At 59.7% G+C, this 18,229-nt stretch carries 18 protein-coding genes; 8 read left to right on the top strand and 10 right to left on the bottom strand.

Annotation, left to right across the window (positions count from 1 at the left end; translation table 11 throughout):
- Positions 1-211 precede the first annotated feature (211 nt).
- Both FGF80_RS00995 and FGF80_RS00990 read left to right on the top strand, forming a co-directional pair.
- Entirely contained in the window at positions 212-1,756 is a 1,545-nt protein-coding gene (locus FGF80_RS00995) for a site-specific integrase (RefSeq protein ID WP_175416962.1), read from the top strand.
- Positions 1,757-1,827: 71 nt separating this feature from the next.
- A complete protein-coding gene (locus tag FGF80_RS00990) occupies positions 1,828-2,247 on the top strand; it encodes a hypothetical protein (RefSeq protein ID WP_138651705.1) in 420 nt (139 codons plus the stop codon).
- 3 nt (positions 2,248-2,250) lie between these two features.
- On the opposite strand, the gene FGF80_RS00985 is transcribed toward FGF80_RS00990, so the two are convergent.
- The 9 genes from FGF80_RS00985 to FGF80_RS00945 all read right to left on the bottom strand — a co-directional run bounded on the left by FGF80_RS00985 (position 2,251) and on the right by FGF80_RS00945 (position 6,201).
- Positions 2,251-2,589: a hypothetical protein gene (locus FGF80_RS00985; protein ID WP_138651703.1), complete on the bottom strand. Its 339-nt coding sequence runs from the start codon at positions 2,587-2,589 to the stop codon at positions 2,251-2,253.
- A gap of 176 nt (positions 2,590-2,765) precedes the next feature.
- A complete protein-coding gene (locus tag FGF80_RS00980; protein ID WP_138651701.1) occupies positions 2,766-3,044 on the bottom strand; it encodes a hypothetical protein in 279 nt (92 codons plus the stop codon).
- Positions 3,041-3,370: a hypothetical protein gene (locus FGF80_RS00975; RefSeq protein ID WP_138651699.1), complete on the bottom strand. Its 330-nt coding sequence runs from the start codon at positions 3,368-3,370 to the stop codon at positions 3,041-3,043. The genes FGF80_RS00980 and FGF80_RS00975 overlap by 4 nt, the downstream gene beginning before the upstream one ends.
- A gap of 77 nt (positions 3,371-3,447) precedes the next feature.
- Positions 3,448-3,744, bottom strand: coding sequence for a hypothetical protein (locus FGF80_RS00970; protein ID WP_138651697.1), 297 nt, complete (start codon positions 3,742-3,744; stop codon positions 3,448-3,450).
- Positions 3,741-4,130: a hypothetical protein gene (locus tag FGF80_RS00965; RefSeq protein ID WP_138651695.1), complete on the bottom strand. Its 390-nt coding sequence runs from the start codon at positions 4,128-4,130 to the stop codon at positions 3,741-3,743. The genes FGF80_RS00970 and FGF80_RS00965 overlap by 4 nt, the downstream gene beginning before the upstream one ends.
- Positions 4,131-4,261: 131 nt before the next feature.
- A complete protein-coding gene (locus FGF80_RS00960) occupies positions 4,262-4,534 on the bottom strand; it encodes a hypothetical protein (protein WP_138651693.1) in 273 nt (90 codons plus the stop codon).
- A complete protein-coding gene (locus FGF80_RS00955; protein WP_138651691.1) occupies positions 4,527-4,979 on the bottom strand; it encodes a hypothetical protein in 453 nt (150 codons plus the stop codon). Before FGF80_RS00955 ends, FGF80_RS00960 begins: the two co-directional genes overlap by 8 nt.
- Positions 4,980-5,284: 305 nt before the next feature.
- Positions 5,285-5,752 (bottom strand): hypothetical protein, encoded by a 468-nt coding sequence (locus FGF80_RS00950; RefSeq protein ID WP_138651689.1) that lies wholly within the window; start codon positions 5,750-5,752, stop codon positions 5,285-5,287.
- Between the two features lie 137 nt (positions 5,753-5,889).
- A complete protein-coding gene (locus FGF80_RS00945; protein WP_138651687.1) occupies positions 5,890-6,201 on the bottom strand; it encodes a hypothetical protein in 312 nt (103 codons plus the stop codon).
- Between the two features lie 92 nt (positions 6,202-6,293).
- Between FGF80_RS00945 and FGF80_RS00940 the strand changes: the two genes are divergently transcribed.
- Positions 6,294-7,148, top strand: coding sequence for a recombinase family protein (locus FGF80_RS00940; RefSeq protein ID WP_238705328.1), 855 nt, complete (start codon positions 6,294-6,296; stop codon positions 7,146-7,148).
- 78 nt (positions 7,149-7,226) lie between these two features.
- The gene (locus tag FGF80_RS00935; protein WP_138651685.1) at positions 7,227-7,655 is read left to right on the top strand and encodes a hypothetical protein; all 429 of its coding nucleotides are present in this window, start codon (positions 7,227-7,229) and stop codon (positions 7,653-7,655) included.
- A gap of 59 nt (positions 7,656-7,714) precedes the next feature.
- On the opposite strand, the gene FGF80_RS00930 is transcribed toward FGF80_RS00935, so the two are convergent.
- Entirely contained in the window at positions 7,715-9,127 is a 1,413-nt protein-coding gene (locus FGF80_RS00930; protein WP_138651683.1) for a ParB/RepB/Spo0J family partition protein, read from the bottom strand.
- Between the two features lie 153 nt (positions 9,128-9,280).
- On the opposite strand from FGF80_RS00930, the gene FGF80_RS00925 reads away from it, so the two are divergent.
- Genes FGF80_RS00925 through FGF80_RS00910 form a run of 4 tightly spaced genes read left to right on the top strand, consistent with a single transcriptional unit; the run spans position 9,281 to position 18,220 of the window.
- Positions 9,281-10,123 carry a DUF1819 family protein gene (locus FGF80_RS00925; RefSeq protein WP_138651681.1) on the top strand — a complete coding sequence of 281 codons (843 nt, stop codon included), beginning with the start codon at positions 9,281-9,283 and terminating at the stop codon, positions 10,121-10,123.
- A complete protein-coding gene (locus FGF80_RS00920; RefSeq protein ID WP_138651679.1) occupies positions 10,120-13,803 on the top strand; it encodes a hypothetical protein in 3,684 nt (1,227 codons plus the stop codon). Before FGF80_RS00925 ends, FGF80_RS00920 begins: the two co-directional genes overlap by 4 nt.
- Positions 13,800-14,381, top strand: a complete 582-nt coding sequence (locus tag FGF80_RS00915) for a BREX protein BrxB domain-containing protein (RefSeq protein ID WP_013878505.1) — start codon at positions 13,800-13,802, stop codon at positions 14,379-14,381. The genes FGF80_RS00920 and FGF80_RS00915 overlap by 4 nt, the downstream gene beginning before the upstream one ends.
- Positions 14,378-18,220 carry a hypothetical protein gene (locus FGF80_RS00910; RefSeq protein ID WP_138651678.1) on the top strand — a complete coding sequence of 1,281 codons (3,843 nt, stop codon included), beginning with the start codon at positions 14,378-14,380 and terminating at the stop codon, positions 18,218-18,220. The genes FGF80_RS00915 and FGF80_RS00910 overlap by 4 nt, the downstream gene beginning before the upstream one ends.
- The last annotated feature ends 9 nt before the right edge of the window (positions 18,221-18,229 follow it).

Raw genomic sequence — 18,229 nt, 5'->3', positions numbered from 1 at the left:
CTTTCATCGGGGTGAGGCGGCCATCCGGCGACCGCGCGGGCGAGCTTGCTTCAGTCATACCCTAATAAATGTGGCGTGTGGTGAAAGGGCTGACGCAACCACTTCGATGAACTGGTGTGGATTGGAGTGGGTATGTACGCTAAGAAGGCGTAGCAGGCTGTTAGACCTACTATGCCGGCATTTAAGGCGTAGTATCGAATTCCGTGTCGGTATGCCTGATGGGAGCGATCCGGGCCGCGTCGAGCGGTACGTTGAACGCCAAGTCGAACGCGTCCGCTTGCAAGTCTCCGACCCCAACAGCAAGGACATCCGCAAAACCATCCGCAAAGGCCGCCGGGGTTCCATCCCATCGCCGAAGCGGAATCGCCGTAATAAGGACTCGTGGGGGAAGCAGACCGTCAGGAACAACGCCCGTAATCTCCGAATTCTCGCAGGACAGACGGAGGGGCTTGAGGAAGTCGAGTACGAGGGAACCACGTGGAAAGGCCGTGAGGGCCGTGATGACTACCCTGACCGTCTCCTCGATCTCGATCCCGAAGAGGTGACCGAGTTGATCGAGGACATGTCCATCGAACGCGAGTGGAGTAAAGGCACGGAGCGTGACTACTGTCTCTCGATGCGAAACCTCTTCCTCGCCAACGACCGCGTTGAGGCGGCCACGGAGATCGACTACCCGCAGATCGGCAACGACGACGCCGCAGTCGACATCGACACTGTGCCGACTCGGGAAGACCTGTACGCCATCATCGAGGGGGAGAGCGTCCGCGACAAGGCCCTCTACACAACGCTCTGGGAGTCGGGATGTCGGGTGACGGCCCTCTCCTCGCTGAAGATCAAGCACTGGCAGCCGAAGGGGGATGGTCACGGGATCATTCGGCTCCCCGGAAACCACGTTACTGGTCTCAAGGGTGCGGGGCACGGCGCGAAGCCGATCACGTTCGCTCGCGGCTATCTCGACAACTGGCTCGCCGAACATCCGCTCGCTGACGATCCCGAGGCTCCGTTGTTCTGCCCGACCCGACCGCAGGACGATCCCTCGGAACACCTTCACCCACACTCGATCGCGACCCAGTTGTACCGCATCGCCCGCCGCACTGACGGTGTCGACGAGGAGAACATCAGCCCTCACGCGTTCAAACACGGCAGGGCGAGCGAAATGCGAGCCTCTGAACGGTTCGACAAGAATGACATCGAGCAGATTCTGGACTGGGAGGAAGGGACGCCGATGCACGGCCGCTACGAACACGTCACGCAGACTGACGAAGCCGAGCGGATCTTGAGGAAGCAAGGATACGAGCCCGGCGAGGACGGCAACGGCGACCCCATCGAGCAGCACCCGTGTCCGCGGTGTGGAACGATGGTTGACGCCAACGCGGACTACTGCCCGACATGCTCCCTTCGGCAGACGGATGGCCAGCCGCGCTGGTGGCGCATCTACCGCGACGTGGCTGCGGAGGACGATCCCGTGCGTGAGCAGTACGACAGTGGTGGCGACACCCCTCCGGCCACGATGGGCCAGCTCGCGCCCGGGTACTTCGAGCACGTGCTTGACGTGCTGTCTGTCGGTCTCCTCCAGCAGATTACGGACTCGATTCCGATGGCGGATTTGGGCGACTTCGATGTTGGCGTCGATGGACTCGCCGACGATCCCGAGATGAGTGGCGAGGACGCGGAGTGGATCCGCGAGAACTATCCGGAGATCGAGGAACGGCATCAGGACGAGCATCCGGCCAGTCTCGACATTCGCAACGAGTAGTTCTTCTCGCCACGTCGTCGGCAGGTTTTGAACGCAGACATTTATCTGGGGGTGGTGGCACAGATCCTGACATGAGCGAGAAACCGGACGACGAGACGTGGTACGAGTACCTGTACGGTGACGGCGAGGTGGATGGTGGGCGAGAGGAGTTCGGCGAGGAGATGGCCAGCGAAGTCAAGGAGGCTCTTCAGCAGAGCGAGTTGGACGAGTCGCGGTACGAGGTTGAGGCGGGTCAAAGGCCGAATATCACCGCCAGCGGTTGGGAGATGGTCGAGCAGGAGGATGTCGTGGAGTTGCGAGACGTGCTTCGGGAGGCTGGGATCGGCGATGAGTCCGTGGGTGTGTACGTGACTCCGCGCGACTCGCAGGGCGAGATCGGGGAGTTGCCGCCGGATCACGCCCCGGGGGACATCGAGTATGAGGTGTTCGTGAATCTCAAACGGAATCAGGAGGCGATCGACGATGGCGCGGCGAACGCGCTGAATGGATAGCGGTCAGTCGTCTTGTGTGGCCAGCTCTCGCGCCCTGTTGACGGAAACAGGGATGTTCTCCACGCGACCGATTACGCGCCACGGTTCCTCAACGTCTGCTTCGGCGAGGGCACGTTGGATTTCCTCTTCGTCAAGGTCACCATCTTTGCAGGCGTGGTATGCCCTGACCGCGACGTCTTCGTACTCTCCCGTCACCTTACGCACCGCTTCTAGTTCGTCACCCGCGGCGTGCCAGTCTTCGCCAGTAGGGGTAGTTGCGGACAGTTTATCGCCGATGGGTGTCTCTCTCACCTTCATTTCTCCTCCGCACTCGAGGGCTTTGAGTGCCTCATCGAGTTCCATACTCGATTGCGGGGCAGTCCAACGGAATGAGATTTTATAAAATCAGTCGTGCTGGTCATCGTCGAATCGTCATTCCTGTTCTGTTCGGTCATCGAATAGATTCTCGGTTCGTGAACCGGATAGGCTCCGGCAACAACGTAACTTCCCGACAGGCTGCGCGGCCCGCCCGAGGTGGGTTAACCCGTGGACTCGTCCAACCACTCCCGCACTTCGTCACGCACGCGGCGTGGGTACGCCCACGTGTCGTTAAAGTCCGGGCGCTCGGGATCGCGGCAGCTGAAGGCCCACGTCTGCGTCCAGTCCTCCACGTGGATGACGGTCACCCCACGCTCGGCGGTGAAGCTGGGGCCGCCGCCCAAGCCCTTGACCTCGCCGTAGATGATGCTGAACCCCTCCTCGTCGAGATCGTCGATAAGGTGCTGAAGGTCATCCGGGAAATCGCCGTAGCGAGTCACGCGTCACCACCGGCCTCAACGGCCTCGAGGTAACCGACCGCCATCTGCGCGGCGTCGCGCGGCAAGTTGAGCCGAGAGTCACGGCCATCGCCGTCACTCGCGACGTACTTCCCGGCGTGCTCGTAGACGGAGACGCCAGTCTCGATGTCGAACACGTAGTCTCCGGTAAGCTGGTTCCCAGCCTCGATACGACGGCCGGCGCGACACCACCTCCGCGCGACTTCGCGGATGGCCTCGGACTCGATGGCGTCGATGTCACCCGTCTCGACGCGTCGCGGCTGGTTGGGATTCCTGTCGTCACTATCGTGCAGGTTCTCGCGTACCACTGCACTTTACCGGGACTGTGCTGCCCGCGGATAAATGTAGCAACGGGCAGGGGCTCGGCAGAATGAGGTGAAGGGGATCAGCCCGCCATCGCGATGGTGAACCCCGCCCCAACCCCGCCGTCAGAAGGACGGTCATCGGTGAAGTCGTCGAGCGCGGTCTGGCTTGGATGCATTCGCTTGCGGACAAGCGGTGCATCCAGTTTCATCGCCGCGTACTTGAGTGCGTGCTCCGTGTACCAGTCACGCTCCCGGTCAAGCATCCACGCGTCGCCGACGCGAACGAACGGATACCTGTACGTCCGCGCCTGCTTCTTCGGGGACGTAACCACTTCTGCGCTCTCGCCGTCCTTCTTCAGCCACGTTCCGTATTTCACGCCTCTTCACCCGCCTCTTCGGCGGCCAGCGCGTGATTGTACCAGTCGTTCACCGCCCCGACGTAGACCTCGTGGAAGACTTGTGTCGCATTACGGGTGTTGGTCGGCGCAGCAGCTGTCCAGTCGAGTTCAAGCTCATCGACGAGGTCTCCAGCCGGACGGCAGATCTCCACCCGGTGGCGCTCGTCCTCCCCGTCGATGAACGTCGCTTCGGCGCGGAGTGTAAACCGACCGTGAGGCCCGCCAATCCGCATCAGCAGCGACACTGCCAGTTGGTCGTCTCCAACTTCTTGTGGGCGAATTCGATAGTCCTCGACGTAGGCGTCGCCCTCGAAACTGTCGAATGTTCGAAACCTGTTCATGTTGATCGGATGATTCTCGGTCATATTCTCGAGTCGGGTCGTAGCTATCTCGCGTACGTGTCGCGTCCAAATCACCTCTCTAACGTCGTTCTCGTCTGAAGCTCGCCGGAGGAGTCGAACCTCCGAGATGGCCGCCGGGCCGGCCGCGAGTGATGTCAGATCGTGTAGACGGAGTAGTTCCGGATCTCCTCGTTACTCATCGTCCAACCCGAATCGCCGTCACCCATTCGCCAGCCGATGTGCGGCTTCAGTTGGATGATGATCTCGCCATCGCACGCGTGATGGTGGGCCTCGACACAGTTGTTCGACATCCCGATTACCTCGTCAGCATCCGAGACGATGTTCCGTTGGCCTCTGTCGCTGTGGCGGAGTTGCCTCGCGATTTCCTCCATCGGTGGGGCATCCGGGTTCGTGTCGTAGTCACTCATCACTACCACCGCTCTCGCGAGCGAGTTCTTCCCGCATCAGCTCGGTGGCTTCAGCATCCCGCTCCACCTCGATATACGACTTCTCAAGCACCGGTGCGAAGCTCGTGAGGACGTCGCGCACGTCGCCGACGTATGTCGCGTTTTCATCCATCGGGCCGACCGTACGCTGCTGGATTACCGCACTCTCTCGCAGCAGGTGAATACCGAGGGTGAGATAGGGCTCGTCGCTCCCCGTCGCTGGGATGGATGCTTCCAGACGCGACCCCCACTTGTTCTCGAGGAGTTCGTCGAACGCCTCGTACTCTGGGTCGTCCCACTCGTACTCGTTCGTAGGCTCAAGGCGGAATCGGATTTCGTCGTGGATTTGCTGGGCGGCCTCTACAGCGTCGAGACCAGCCAGTTCGTTCTCGTTCTGTGCTTCCGGATTGTCGTCGTTGTCGCTCATAGCAGATCACTTGCTTTGGCGTCGTCACCTCCATCACGGCGTCTTTCTCTTCTCGAGAACTGATTGGGTCGAAGAGATGGATAAATGGACTGTTGAGGAGGGTGTTTTTGGGAGATACAGGGGCTGTTGGAGTCGGTTAAAGGCTTTTAATGCAGAGATTCACGCGTAGTTCCAGAACAACCCTTGCCAGTAGACGAAGCTAAGAGCAAATCGGCGATTACAGGCTCCCAACGCCTCAAAGAGCAATTTAGGAGGAGAGCCAATTATGGTCGATCCGTGGGTTTGCGGGGAAATAGCGGTCTTGTTCAGAGGTACTGGACGTTGTTGGGAAGGTGAGGGTCGACGGCGCTTTCCACGGTTGCGGGGACATTGGAAATGCTGTCGCGGGTACCATCGATGCTGAGCTCGACATAGCTCCGGTTGAATACATCGAAGCTGTAGGTAGTACCGTTCTTGTCGACGGTGATAGTGGCGTCCTCACGTTGGAGATCTTGTACCGGGTTACCAGTGACGGGTAGGCCGAGTGCGTTGCCGTCAACGTAGATGTCGAAGACATCGGCGACCCGGCCGGGAACGTTTCCGATTGGGACATTCTCGTTGCGGAACATCGTAGTGTTGGGCCCGGTATTCGGTTTCTCGAATGAGCGGAAGACAGTTGCTGCTTGGTTTGGGCGGTCGTACAAGGTGTACTCGTCGTTCCATCCCATGCCGTGCTTGCTTGCTGTGTCTCGAACAGTAACGCGGACGACGGTGTCTAGCTGCTGGTTGCCCATATTCATCTGGTATCAGTATGGCGGCATAAGTACCGTGCTGGTTCAGGCCTTATTGTTCCAAATTGATACAGGTGTGCCGACTAGTACGCATACCTTCCCAACTACTGTTGAGGAAGTATCGAACTTATAGAGAGCACTCAGGCCTCTGTAGACTCAACCAGTACGAGATTCTGAACCGGGAATGGATTGTTCTCTCCGTCGAACTCTTCTTCGGGGACGTAGTGCCAGAGATGATCTTCTACACGATATAGAAAGGATTCGCTGCCTCCTGCCTCGACTCGTAGTCGTTCCCCAACATTCTCGTCATCCTCCCAACCGAGGACGGTGAGCGGTTCGACCGGCCACTCGAAGAACTTCACAGAATCCCCCGGCTCCAAACCTTCAAACTCCTCCAAATCGCCTTCCCGAGGCTCCCGAGCATCGAGCGACGGGTCATGCACGATTTCCATGGAATCGTGATAGACCCCTCCTCACTTAATGCTGTCATCGAGTAGCTCTGCGCGCCGGCGTTTATCACTCAGGAGACAACAGTATCAAGTGCGTGTTGGGCCAGAACCGGATGGTTCTCGCCCGTTACCTCCTGACACGGGCGAAAAGTTCCGGTCTTTATACCACCTGCCCCGGTGGGCAATCGACCAGCCCAACACCCCTTCAGAATCACCGAAGCATGCGATACCCGACCACAATCTACGCTCGCGTCTCCACATCCAAACAGGACATCGACCAGCAGAAGGAGAAGTTGTGGAACCACGCCACGGAGGAACTCGAGATCGATCCCGCGAATATTGATGTTCTCGAGGATGAAGCCACCGGCAGCGACACAGATCGCGCCGGCTACCAAGAGATGATGCGCCGCGTCCGCGAAGGCGAGACCGAACGCGTCATCGTCCGATCGATTACTCGCCTCGGGCGCAATATGCGTGACCTCAATGACGCCGTCCACGAGATCGTCGAGGACAACGGATGCGGACTCGTCATCGTCAACGACGGCCTCTACATCGAACCAGATACCAAGGAACTCAACCTTGAGCAGAAAGCCATCCTCTATGGCCTCTCCTTCGCTGCCGACATCGAACACGAGATGATCAAGCAGCGAACCATCGACGGTCTCCGCGCCGCCGAAGAGGCCGGGAAGCGCATCGGTCGGCCAATCTATGGCTTCACCTCCGAAGATGGAAACCTCCGGCCAGACGACGAGGAGTACGAGCAGGCTGTACAGACAATCGTGGCCAAAGAGGAACTCAACTGGTCAGACCGCCGTATCCAACGCCAGATTGGCGTGCCGCGACGAACAGTCCCCCGAGTCGTCGAACGACGCGACATCTACCTTGGAGACCGAGGCGACGACGACCTTGCCGAGCAAGCACGTTATGATTTGGACGCGATTGACCAGTAACACCGGTATCTGACTATCCCGGAAACGAGACAAACCGCAACTGAGATTCAAGGTACCGGAACGCATACACCCGCCTGAATGTCTCTCGGCGAGGAATACGGGAACCGGTTCATCGGCAACATCGAAGGTGTCTTTGTCGCCGTCATCGCCGGTGCCTTCTCCATGATCGGGGAATCGTTAGCGGAAGTTGCCGAACCCACTGGAAGCATCACAGCCGACGGGTCAATTAGTACGCTCCTCCTCGTCATCCAAAACTATCCCCTGATTATCGCTCTCGCCGGGCTTGCAATCGTCACTATCTCTGCCGGCCCGATCGGTATCCTCGGGTTCGTCTTTGAGGCGGCGGGAACGAACGTGTTCCTCTCCGCTCCCGTAGCCGGGATGGTGTTGTTCGCGATTGGGGCAGGAATCATCGTTGTCGGAGCAAGGATCTGGAGTTGGGTATCCTTCATCGATTGGTTCATCTCCAACCGTCGCGGCGGATCAGGGATACACAGCCGAAGGTGACGAGGGAAACTCGACGACAGAAAGACTGCGATTTGGCGTTTCGACGGGGCTTGAAACCCCTACTCCCGCTTTTCATAGATTAGGAAGTACGAGTGATTCTTCCGCGCCCGACGTTGTTCGTACATTCTCCCTACAGTTGGGGTATCAGGTCGAACGACGACAAACAGATCCTTAGCGTGGAACCCCATCTCCTCGTAGATATTCGTCACCTCCACGTGGGTGAGGCGCTGCTCGTTCCGACTGACCTCATCCTGCATTTTCGCTATAAGGAGACCATCGTCACGTAGTACACGACGGGCTTCCTCACCAGCCGCCGCGTACATCTCGAGAACGGCATCGTGGTAGGTCGCCGACTGCTCGCCGGTCGTCCCGACATAGCGATCCTTGATCCAGTAATCGTTCTCCGACGGCTTGTCCGGCGTTTCGTAGAATCCCTCAGCGTACGGTGGATCGAGGACGATGCAGTCGAACGATGCGTCGTCGTAGGGAAGTTCTCGACAATCGACCCCGTCTGTAGAGTCTGGTGATCGCGAGGGGTCAATGTCCGTTGCAGTCAGCTCGTACTTCCCTGACGGGACTTGACGCCAGAAAACCCCCTCTCCATAGGTAACGTCGGCTATCGCTGAGCCGGGCTCGACGTGCAGGTCAAGTACCTCGGGGAAGACCTCATCATTCGTTCCCTTATGCGCTGAGAGAATGGCGTCTTCTGCCGCGACGCGTTCCCGTTCTTCATCATCCGAGGACGAATCCTGTTCCTCTTCGTCTGAACTCGAAGTCCCGTCCTCGTCGTCAGCCTCTGTCTCTGTTTGAACTCGGTCGCGAACCTTCTGGTACGCACCGTAGACAGACTGCTCCTCGCGGTCGAGTTTGTCGACCTCGTGCTGAGCGACGGTATCTCCATCTTGAGCGGCGTCCCAGACTGTCTTCGCCATATCATACGTGCGCCCGGAGCCGAAGCCAACCGTATCGGCGACCTTGTCTCGCGTCTTACCGAAGTCGTCGTCGTCGGGCGAGGATGTCTCTTCGTCACCTTGTGAAGAATTTTCCACGATGTCCGTACGCGTCCCCTGTCGTTGGCGTGCGCGCTCGCGCTCAATTCGTTCTAGCTCCTCTGCCTCTCTGAGCTTCTGGCTAAACGACTTGTCTCGGCTCTGGTTATGGACGAGGAGCCGCTCCTGTCGCTCAAGGTCTGTCTCTAAGCGGACGAATCGAACGGGAACTTGCTCCAATCCGACTTTCTTTGCGGCCTCTGTGCGACGATGTCCAGAGATGATGGTTGGTTGATCGCTGACCTCCCCCGCCTCTGGTTGGGGATCGGCGACGATTGGCTCTACAACACCGATGTCTTCGATGCTTGATAGTAGTGCCTCGTCGGGGTCTGTACGGTCGCCATATACGTCATCATTCAACGGATGTGGTTCGAGAGAGTCCGGATCGAGATATTCAATCTCCGATGGCACCGCCTCAGCCATTTTTCAAATAGGTGGTGATGGCCTCCCAATAACTGCTTCGTCACAAACTTAGCACCTCTTCGAAATCCGGGGACGGCACGCATCTACATCTAACAGTCTCCTCGATTCGTTTTTCCCTATCAACTAAGTGGTGCGGATGGTTCGAGACAAAGTATGACTCTCCGCACCGACGGAAGGGGAACTTCCCTACCGTCGCTCGACTCGACATTCTCTCACGAAGAGGTGTCGATGGCGCTCACTAGATGCGGGCTTCTCGTAGAACGAGCAGAGACGCTCGCTCGGCTGTACGCCCAATATCGGGATTGGACAGTCGTCGAGGAGCAATGGCTCGAAGAACGGTTCGACGAGCGTAGTACGCGCGGCAGTTCGAAGGGCATCTATCGCGCTCTCAGCTCGCGATTCAAGACAGCAGGAAGCGAACTCCCGTCGATCGTTCAACTTCCAACGGTCTTCGATCAATGCGAGACGAAACGCGATAAGGCGCAGGTACTGTACTTCTACTTAGTGGAGGACGATCCTCTCGTGAAGTACATCGTCCACCGATACGCCAATCGGCTTCAGGAGTCCGGCGTCGACGGGCTGGACTTTGAGCAGGACACAGTCGAGCGCCTTCTGAACGAATTCCATTACGATGATGGGAGCGAGTTTGATTACGCAGAATCGACGACGCGTCGGTGGGGCGAAGGACTCCGCTCTGTGATGCGAGAGATCGACGTTCTCGACACACAGCAGGCGTTAGAGGGCCAGATCCCCAATATTGGGACGACACCGTTGCTCGTCGCGTCAGGTTACTCGTGGGAGACCCACAGCGATGACTGGCTCTCCCAGCCGACCGGATGGCTCTACCTCTTCCAACCGGAACAGTACTGGGACTCCTTGGCCGAACGCATAAGCGATCATCCGAACTGGGAAGCAAGCGGAATTCACGGTGAACTGAGGCTCCAGCCGGTCGCCGACACGTACGACTGGGCCGAACCGTGGGAGGGCGAAGTATGACTGACGAGAGCTGGTTCGCCGCCGATGTTGGGAGCGATTTCGAGGAATCCGTCCGCATCGACCGCGAGGATGACGGTCGCGATCACCGTCTGGAATCGATCGACACCTACCACGTGACGGAGGAGTCTGAGGACTTCATGTCCGACTTCTTCTCGCGCCTGCTCGGCCGTTCCGAGGATATGCGGTCGGGCGCAAACTACTGGCTCTACGGGTACTACGGGAGCGGGAAGAGCCACCTCCTCAGCGTGCTTCGCGGTCTGCTGGATAGCGAATGGCTTCGAGAGCGCGAGGATGTCTGGGAACAGCTAACTGATGGGCGTGAGCTGGAGACGCTCGAGTCCACGTGGTCGTCGATCCACGATGATTACGAGGTTATCCCCATCTCGGTGAACCTCCTGAAGCATCAGGGTCAGAAGAAATTGAGCTTCAGCGAGATCGTTCTCCGCAGTGCCCACACGTCGGAACGGCTCACCGGTGCCGGGGGCGGGCTCTCATCGCAACTCGACGTCGCCTTCTTCGAGGACTGGTATCGGACGACAGACGCGTGGGATGATCGGACTGCCAACACCCAAACGGCACTACGGAGTACGGTTGACAGCCCCGAGAAGTACGACTGGGAGGACGTTCAGCAGTACAACGCTCTCGCGGATGCCGTTCTTCCCACACTCTTCGAGCAGGAGACCGGCACGGCGGATGGTCTAGACGACCTGATGCCGTCCGATCTCGACCCGCAAGCGATGGTCGAGCGCCTCGAGCAGTTGCGGAGCAACCGCGAAGAGGAACTCGGTCGCTCGGTCAAACTCGTACTACTACTCGACGAGGTCAGTCTCTTCATCGGGACGGACTTCGACCGCCTCACCGAGTTACAGACCCTTGCAGAGAGCGTCGACGAGACCGGTGACGGCGACATCCAACTGGTGGCGACGGCACAGGCCAAAATCGAGGACGTCCAGCCGCAGTTCGCGGCTCGCGGGGCCGACTTCAGCATCGTCAAGGATCGATTCCCCCATCGGTTTGGCCTTCCGAGCCGGCACGTCGGCGAAATATCGACCCAGCGGTTGCTCAAAAAGACGGTGGATGGGAAAGAGGACACAGAACGCGTCCTCGACCGAACCAGCAACGAGCCCGAGACGTTACTCGTGTACTCGGGCATCGAACAGAACACCGAACCGCCGCTCGACGACATCGACCGCGGGCGCCTCGTCGAGTTCTATCCGTTCCTCCCGTATCAGCCACCGCTGTTCCTTGAGATCCTCTCGAACCTCCGGCAGGAAGCACACGACCCGGCGAAGTCGATCTTCTCGGGGACTGCGCGGGCGATTTTGGCCCTCGTTCACGGACTCCTCCAAGAGTGGATAGAGGCCGGCGAGGAGACCAACGTCATTTCGCTGGTGGACTTCTACGACCTCATCGAACCGGAACTCGATGACATTACGCCACAGGACGTGGGGGTCATCGAGGAGATCGAGGAACAGCACGAGGCAGGCGAACTGGAGGAGATCGACGTGGATGTCGCGAAGGCCGTGTTGCTCCTCCAGCACATCCCGGACACGATTCCGATGTCCGAGCGAAATCTCGCAGTCGCCGTGTTGAGTGACCTCGACGGCCCGACTCAGTTCCAGATGGAGAACCGCGTCGAGGATTCCCTCCAGCGGCTTCGGAAATTCATCCGTCCCACGCATGACGAAACGGGGCCGAAGTACGCGTTCACTCATCCGGAAGAGCGGGAGATCATCGAAGCCTCCGAGCGGAACCTCGACAACCCGGACTGGCAGTCCATCATCGAGGCCGTGGACGGGTATCTCTGGGAGGACATCGTGCGCGACCTCTCTCTCCCGACATCGGCTGAGTACCCGGATACCGGCGAGCAGTATCCCGTTCGCTACGAATTCAGTATCGACGGGATCGAACTCGATACGACAGTCGATGCAGAGGACGCACTCGATGTCGAGGTCGCCGTCGAAGGGATTTCTCCCGCCGCAGCAGACATCAGCTACGACGGCGATCCGCTCGAATGGACGATCGGACAGGACGGACTCGACGATCTCCGTGATAGCCTCATCGAGTGGTGGTCGCTCAGAGATGCCGTCGGAGACCACACGCTCCCACAGTCCGTCGAACGTGACCTCTCCGACCGCGCAGCTCGCGTCCAGAGCAAACTCGTCGAGGCGCTCAAGAGCGGGACGTTCGACGTCAAGGATCGCGGCGATCAGATCGGTGGTATGGTCTCCGGCGTCGAGGAATATCTCGACGTCAACTACCCCGACGACTTCCACCCCATAATGCTGCAGGTCGGCGACGAGCACTTACAGGAACTCCGGGGACTCTCAGCACAAGACCCACTACCTACGTGGGCCCAGCAGATCGATGTCGCGACGGAAGACCCAGAAACGCACGGTGGGTCGATCCAGAACAACGTTCGCGCCTTCACCGGTCGACAGTTGAAGCAACGCGGCGGGAACCTCGCGATGGCAACAATCATCGACGGCATCGTGAAGAAGAAGCCGATCTACGAGGACGCTCGCCCCGCGCTGTGTGCGATTATCTGGGGCCTCTGCCGGAAGGGAGATTTCCTGCCCGTCGACGAAACGGGCGACTCCCTCGAACTCGACGCCGTCATCGATCTGAACAAACTGACGACGACGCGTCTCAAGATCGCGGGGAGTGGCGGCGTCCGAAGTATCCTTCGGGAGGGCGGATTCATCGACTCTACAGAGACCATCCCGGACGGAATCGTCAGGCTCCAGTCCGCGAACGACACGCTCGCGGGTCGACTCGGTAGTCTCGTCGAAGACGTCAGGCTGGTCGCCGAGAGTGACATCCAAACGCGCGCCGTTCGCAACCTCCTCGAGTCGTTCGTTGAGGAGCTCGAAGCCAAGCAGCAGAGCGCGATCAACCGACGAGAGGCCGTCAAATCACGCGACACCGACTGGGAGGACGTCGTCGAAGCAACCAACAACGCTCAGGATTGGTACGACGACGCCGAGGAAGTGTGGAGTTTGCGCCTCCCCGCGCTCACACGAATCGACTCGCAGTTGACTCTCGCCCAGCAGTCGTACGATTGGCTGACCGAGGAGTGCGAAGCAGCCAGCCAGACGCTTCGCGAGAGCATCGACGGCTACGAGGGAGAATGGTGGACACACGATGGCTGGGATCGGTTCAACGACGCCCAAACCACCTCGCCGGCGCTCGACGAGGCGATCGAGACCGCGTGGGACTCGTTCCGGGCGGAAACTGAGATCGATGCGTTCGTCGACGGGTTACAGGAGCATCCGTGGATTCGGCCCGCGAGCGAGTTCGGGTCGAACGTTCGGCCGGCCTTCGAGAGCGAATACATCACACCCCTCCGTCGCGCCGCATCGTGGTACGAGGACGTCTCGGACGCGGTATCGACGGTGACCGGCGGAACGACCAACACCGAGGCTGACGACTTCATCCGAGCGACGAACACACTCCTCGACAGCGAACCCCTCGCTGTGGTTGCCGGTAGCGACATCGAGGAGTTACGAGATACGTTCGAGGAGCTACAGACACTCGTTGGGGATCAGTCTCCCACAGACATCACGGCGATCGGGGTTCTCCCGTCGGATCGCGAATCGCTGGACTCCGAACTGGAACGGCTCGTCGAACGCCACGACCTCAATATCGAGCGGACTGAGATGGGGGTGATCATCCGATGACGACCAAACGTCCCTTCCACGACTTCACGGAGCGACTTGCACAGTTCGCCGACGGACGACGCGGCATCCGAAACCCGTTCGTGATCGTCCCCGTCCAGCCGAAGTACGAGCGACGGGTCGCCGAACGGCTCACCGAGTGGGCGACGAACCCGCATCGTACCGAGGAGTTCCCGGATGACGGAACCGTCCAAGTCCTCCGGCTGGACGAACTGTTCGTCGAAACCGACGTCTTCGAACTCGCGGTCGACCTCGGCGAGAACAGCCAGCCAGCGACTATCACCGAAACGATGCAAGACCGATTAGCGGAGGAACTCGTCGCGGTTATGGTCGAGAAAATCGACGCACCAGCCCAGCAGCGACACGTCGTTCTCCTCACGCACCTCGGGAGCCTCTACCCGTTTACGCGTGCGTCGGAACTGCTCGACGAGCTCGACCGCCGTAACGTCCAGTCGACGATCGGTATTCCGTTCCCCGGAGACATCGTCGGTGGGAAACTGAGCTTCTTCGGCGAGGAATCGCGCAACTACTACCCTGCCCACCAGATCGAAGGCCGGGTTGAGGGGGTGCATCTCCAATGAGCGACACACACATTCACGACATCTTCCAGCAGTCACCGACCCGCGAACTCGAGGAAGTCCAGAAGGTCAACGCCAGAGCGCAAGCCGAAAACGACGTTCGCGAGTTCTACGAGACCGACAGCGCTCGCGACGTGCTCACCACGCTCGGGAACCTCGTCGACAAGTATCCACACGAGGAACCTCGCTTCCTCTACATCTCCGCGACGTTCGGGTCAGGGAAGACGCACCTTCTGAAGCTCATCGGGTTCGCTGCCGACACCGAATCGGAGTTCGCCGACCTCGGCGAAGAGTTGGCGAACAGATGGCCGGGCTTCCAGTCGTTCCGACAGAGCGTCGCCAACTCTCACGTCGACCGCCTGAAGCCCGTCTTCTTGAACCTCCTCAACCGAGACGCGTCACAGGAACCGCCACTTCCCTACCTCATTTACGAGGCGATCGGCCGCGAACTCGGGTATCCCACCGACCCGAATTGGCTGCTCGAGTGGGCGTGGCAGCTCGACATGAACCACGGTGACTGCTGGGAGCGACTACAGGAAGTCGAGCACGACGGACAGACGTTCGAGGACGTGTACGACGAGCGGGCGTCGCTACGGAGCTGGCTCTACGACGCCGTTCCGACACTCGATGACTCACCGTACGCGTCTCGGGAGGAAGTCAAACAATCGATCGACGACGCCATCGAGGAAGTCGATCCCGATGAGTTCGACCCCGACGAACTCGTCGACCGCATCGAAGCAGCTCAAGAGTCGCTGAGCACGCCGGAGACCGAGACAGAGTTGCTGATCGGGCTTGACGAGGTGGCGCTGTTCATCGGCGATGGCCGCCATCGCTACAGGGAGTTCCAAGAGACGATGGAAGCGCTGACGGAGCTGGGTGTCGGCCCCAATCCACCAGTTATCGGGACTGGACAGTATCCGATCGAGCGTATCCACAGTGAGTTCGACAATACCGAAGTCACGGAGCAGCCGTGGTACGGTGCCCAAGAACCGCTCGAGGGTGCCGACACCGAGATCATCGTCCGAAAGCGGTGGCTACAGAAGGATACCGAGGGTGGACAGGCCGTCGAGTCCGCGCTCCGGGAGATGCCCGACCTGACGCTCGACGCATACTCCGATATTGCCGGCGCCGACCCGGACGCGGTCGAGTCGTACCCGTTCCGCGAGTACGATCTCGGGTTGCTTCGGACGGTGATTCAGCAACTGATGCCACGAGGACGCGTGACCGAAGAGGAGTACGTGCAGGGCCGGGCGCTGCTCATCCTCGTCCGCTCGCTGTTCACGCGGTTCGAGTGGGGAGACAAGCAGGTCGGAGCGCTCGTCACGTGGGATGAGTTGTACGACCTGCTGGTGGAGGAAACGACCTACATCCCGCTATGGGTGCAGGAGATGGTCGAGAACAAACTCGTCCCCTCGGCTGGCGGCGACGAAGATGCGTTCTCCGTCCGCGTTGCGAAGGCGCTGTATCTGCTGAATCAGGTTCGTTCCGAGGTACCGTCGACGCCAGCGAACCTCGCCCGGCTGATGGTCAAGTCGACTGACGAGTCGTTCGAATCCGTCCGGGATGATGTCGAATCGGCGCTGACCGACCTCCTCGAGGATCGGAAGGTACTGACGGAGACGAACGACCGCGGCGACGAGGAGTACCTATTGGTCTCCGAAGAACAGGAAGACATTCTGACGCGGGCAAAGACTCGCGCACAGCAGATTCCGTCACATCGACTTTCGGCCAAGTTGGAGAACTCTCTTCGGGAGGGAAGCAACCTTCTGCTCTCTGAGGGCAGTCGACACGAGGTGGATCTCGAGGGGGAGCGCAAAGTCCCGCTCCGTTTCGGCTACTCTGTTCTCGACCCTATCGAGCAAGCACCGACGCCGGAGTTTGACGCCGTTCGTGTGCGGCTGGTCGCGGGCCGCGACGAGGAGGTTAGCGATCAGGTTGATGCATGGCAGTCGACGAACGAAGGGCGCGACGGGGGCGAGCACGTCCTCGTCGCTGTCGAGCTACAGGGATCGACGATCGACCGCCTGCGGGACGTGATGGGCATGCAGGAGGTACTCTCGGAGGAGACGGAAACGTATCCAGACTTGGAGTCCGACCACCGCGACGAACAGCGGGCGCTCGAATCGACGATTCGGGAGCAACTCGAAGAAGCGGACATCTACGTCCGAACAGATGGGACGAAAGGGCGATACGGAGACGTGTTCGAGCAGGTCGTGGAAACGCAAGTACGGTCTGTGTTCAGCGGGACGCGCTTCGTTCTGACCAACGGAATCACGGAAGTCGAGGACGCCAAGCAGATGGCGCGGTTCTTCCGCGGCGTCGACGACTGGCCGCTCTCGAGCGAGGACGCCGTCACGCTCGGTGTGGATACCGATCGCGCAGAACTCGCCGACGGCTGGTGTCAGGAATTCCTCGACGAGTACGAGGACACCCAATCGCTTCGTGCCGAGGACTTGCTTACCCAGACTGTCCAGCGCGGAGGTACGTATCGTGGGACACCGCAGGAGTCGATCTCGGCACTGCTGATCACGCTTGCAACAGCCAACAAAATCGCGCTACGGCGAGACGACGAGTACATTACCGAACCGGACGAGATCGGCCGAGCGGTCAGAAACAAGACGAACCTGACCGACGTACAGATTCGCTTCGAGTCACTAGACGGAATCGATCCCGACCAGATTCGGGGAACCGTCGAGACGCTGATCGGCGAGGAGCCGGACGGAACCGATCCCGACGCGTGGCTCTCGGAGTTGGCTAACTGGGTAGACGAGAACAGCGTGCTGGTGAAGCGTGTCTTGCGAGGCGTCAGCAGAGAGTTCAGCGAAGGCGCGTCACTGGACGAACTCGAAACGGCTCTCCAGCCCGCACTCGGGGGCGAATCTCTCGAAACAGACGACTTTGCGTCCGACGAGATCGCACGGCAGTCCGAGCGCTTCGCTCGGGCAAGAGGACTGTTCCAGTCGATAGAGGATGGCGACTCGCTCTGGGAGCAGTTCAGCCAACGAACGGCGGAGATGCAGCGGCTCTACCCCGGTGCGGAAATCACGGGGGAGATGCAAGCGATCGTCGGCGGGGACGAAGTGCCAGATGCCGGCCGGCTTCGAGCAACGATCGACGAAGCCGACGCTCACAGACGAACCGTCGTCCGCGAGCAGTACGAACGTATCACGGGAGAACCGCCGGCTGACGAGGGGCCGGAGACCGTGGTTTCCAGTCTTGCGACGTGGCTCTACGCTCACGATGGGAGCAGCAAGGAAACTGCCGACCGCGTCGCCGTCGAGTTCGACGGTGTAACCATCGACGATCTCTATGATCTCTTCGAGACGGCGTGGAACGGTGGCTCGTTCTCGGAGAAAGACCTCGTCGACTCGACGGTCGTTCAGCAAGCCAAGCGATACAAACGGGCACGGCGACTCCTCGAAGCATCCGACGGCGAGGCATCGCTCTGGTCGCAACTTCGCGATGCGTCGAGACGACTCGAGGAAGAACGTCCGAACCATCCGGTCACGACCGACGTGAGTGAGATGCTCAGTCGGTCGCAGCCGCCGAGTGTTGAGGATGTAGAGCAGCTTCTCGACGAGGCCGAGAACCCCTTCGAGGTCGACGAGCGACTCGAAGAACTCGCCAGCGAACTGCAGTCTGAGTATCCCGACCACGATCTCACCCAAGAGGTCGTCGATGCAGTAGAGGGAACCAGCCCACCGAATGAGGAACGCGTGGGTGAATTGATCGAAGATGCAGAGCAGTTGCTCGATGGTGTTGACGAGCAGCTGCGGCGGATTCGGGAGACTATGGATGAACTTGAGGACGGTTCCGTAGTGCTGGTTGAGTCACTCGACTGAAAGGTAGAC

It is taken from the genome of Natrinema pallidum, from assembly GCF_005890195.1.
GTDB lineage: Archaea > Halobacteriota > Halobacteria > Halobacteriales > Natrialbaceae > Natrinema > Natrinema pallidum.
This window is presented reverse-complemented; position numbering and strand designations above follow the sequence as displayed.

What these genes read in the sequence shown, in the direction of transcription:
- FGF80_RS00955 (WP_138651691.1), bottom strand. Translation starts at nt 4,979, where the DNA reads ATGAGCGACAACGACGACAATCCGGAAGCACAGAACGAGAACGAACTG.
- FGF80_RS00950 (WP_138651689.1), bottom strand. Translation starts at nt 5,752, where the DNA reads ATGGGCAACCAGCAGCTAGACACCGTCGTCCGCGTTACTGTTCGAGAC.
- FGF80_RS00930 (WP_138651683.1), bottom strand. Translation starts at nt 9,127, where the DNA reads ATGGCTGAGGCGGTGCCATCGGAGATTGAATATCTCGATCCGGACTCT.
- FGF80_RS00945 (WP_138651687.1), bottom strand. Translation starts at nt 6,201, where the DNA reads ATGGAAATCGTGCATGACCCGTCGCTCGATGCTCGGGAGCCTCGGGAA.
- FGF80_RS00925 (WP_138651681.1), top strand. Translation starts at nt 9,281, where the DNA reads ATGACTCTCCGCACCGACGGAAGGGGAACTTCCCTACCGTCGCTCGAC.
- FGF80_RS00935 (WP_138651685.1), top strand. Translation starts at nt 7,227, where the DNA reads ATGTCTCTCGGCGAGGAATACGGGAACCGGTTCATCGGCAACATCGAA.
- FGF80_RS00985 (WP_138651703.1), bottom strand. Translation starts at nt 2,589, where the DNA reads ATGGAACTCGATGAGGCACTCAAAGCCCTCGAGTGCGGAGGAGAAATG.
- FGF80_RS00915 (WP_013878505.1), top strand. Translation starts at nt 13,800, where the DNA reads ATGACGACCAAACGTCCCTTCCACGACTTCACGGAGCGACTTGCACAG.
- FGF80_RS00960 (WP_138651693.1), bottom strand. Translation starts at nt 4,534, where the DNA reads ATGAGTGACTACGACACGAACCCGGATGCCCCACCGATGGAGGAAATC.
- FGF80_RS00995 (WP_175416962.1), top strand. Translation starts at nt 212, where the DNA reads ATGCCTGATGGGAGCGATCCGGGCCGCGTCGAGCGGTACGTTGAACGC.
- FGF80_RS00990 (WP_138651705.1), top strand. Translation starts at nt 1,828, where the DNA reads ATGAGCGAGAAACCGGACGACGAGACGTGGTACGAGTACCTGTACGGT.
- FGF80_RS00920 (WP_138651679.1), top strand. Translation starts at nt 10,120, where the DNA reads ATGACTGACGAGAGCTGGTTCGCCGCCGATGTTGGGAGCGATTTCGAG.
- FGF80_RS00965 (WP_138651695.1), bottom strand. Translation starts at nt 4,130, where the DNA reads ATGACCGAGAATCATCCGATCAACATGAACAGGTTTCGAACATTCGAC.
- FGF80_RS00910 (WP_138651678.1), top strand. Translation starts at nt 14,378, where the DNA reads ATGAGCGACACACACATTCACGACATCTTCCAGCAGTCACCGACCCGC.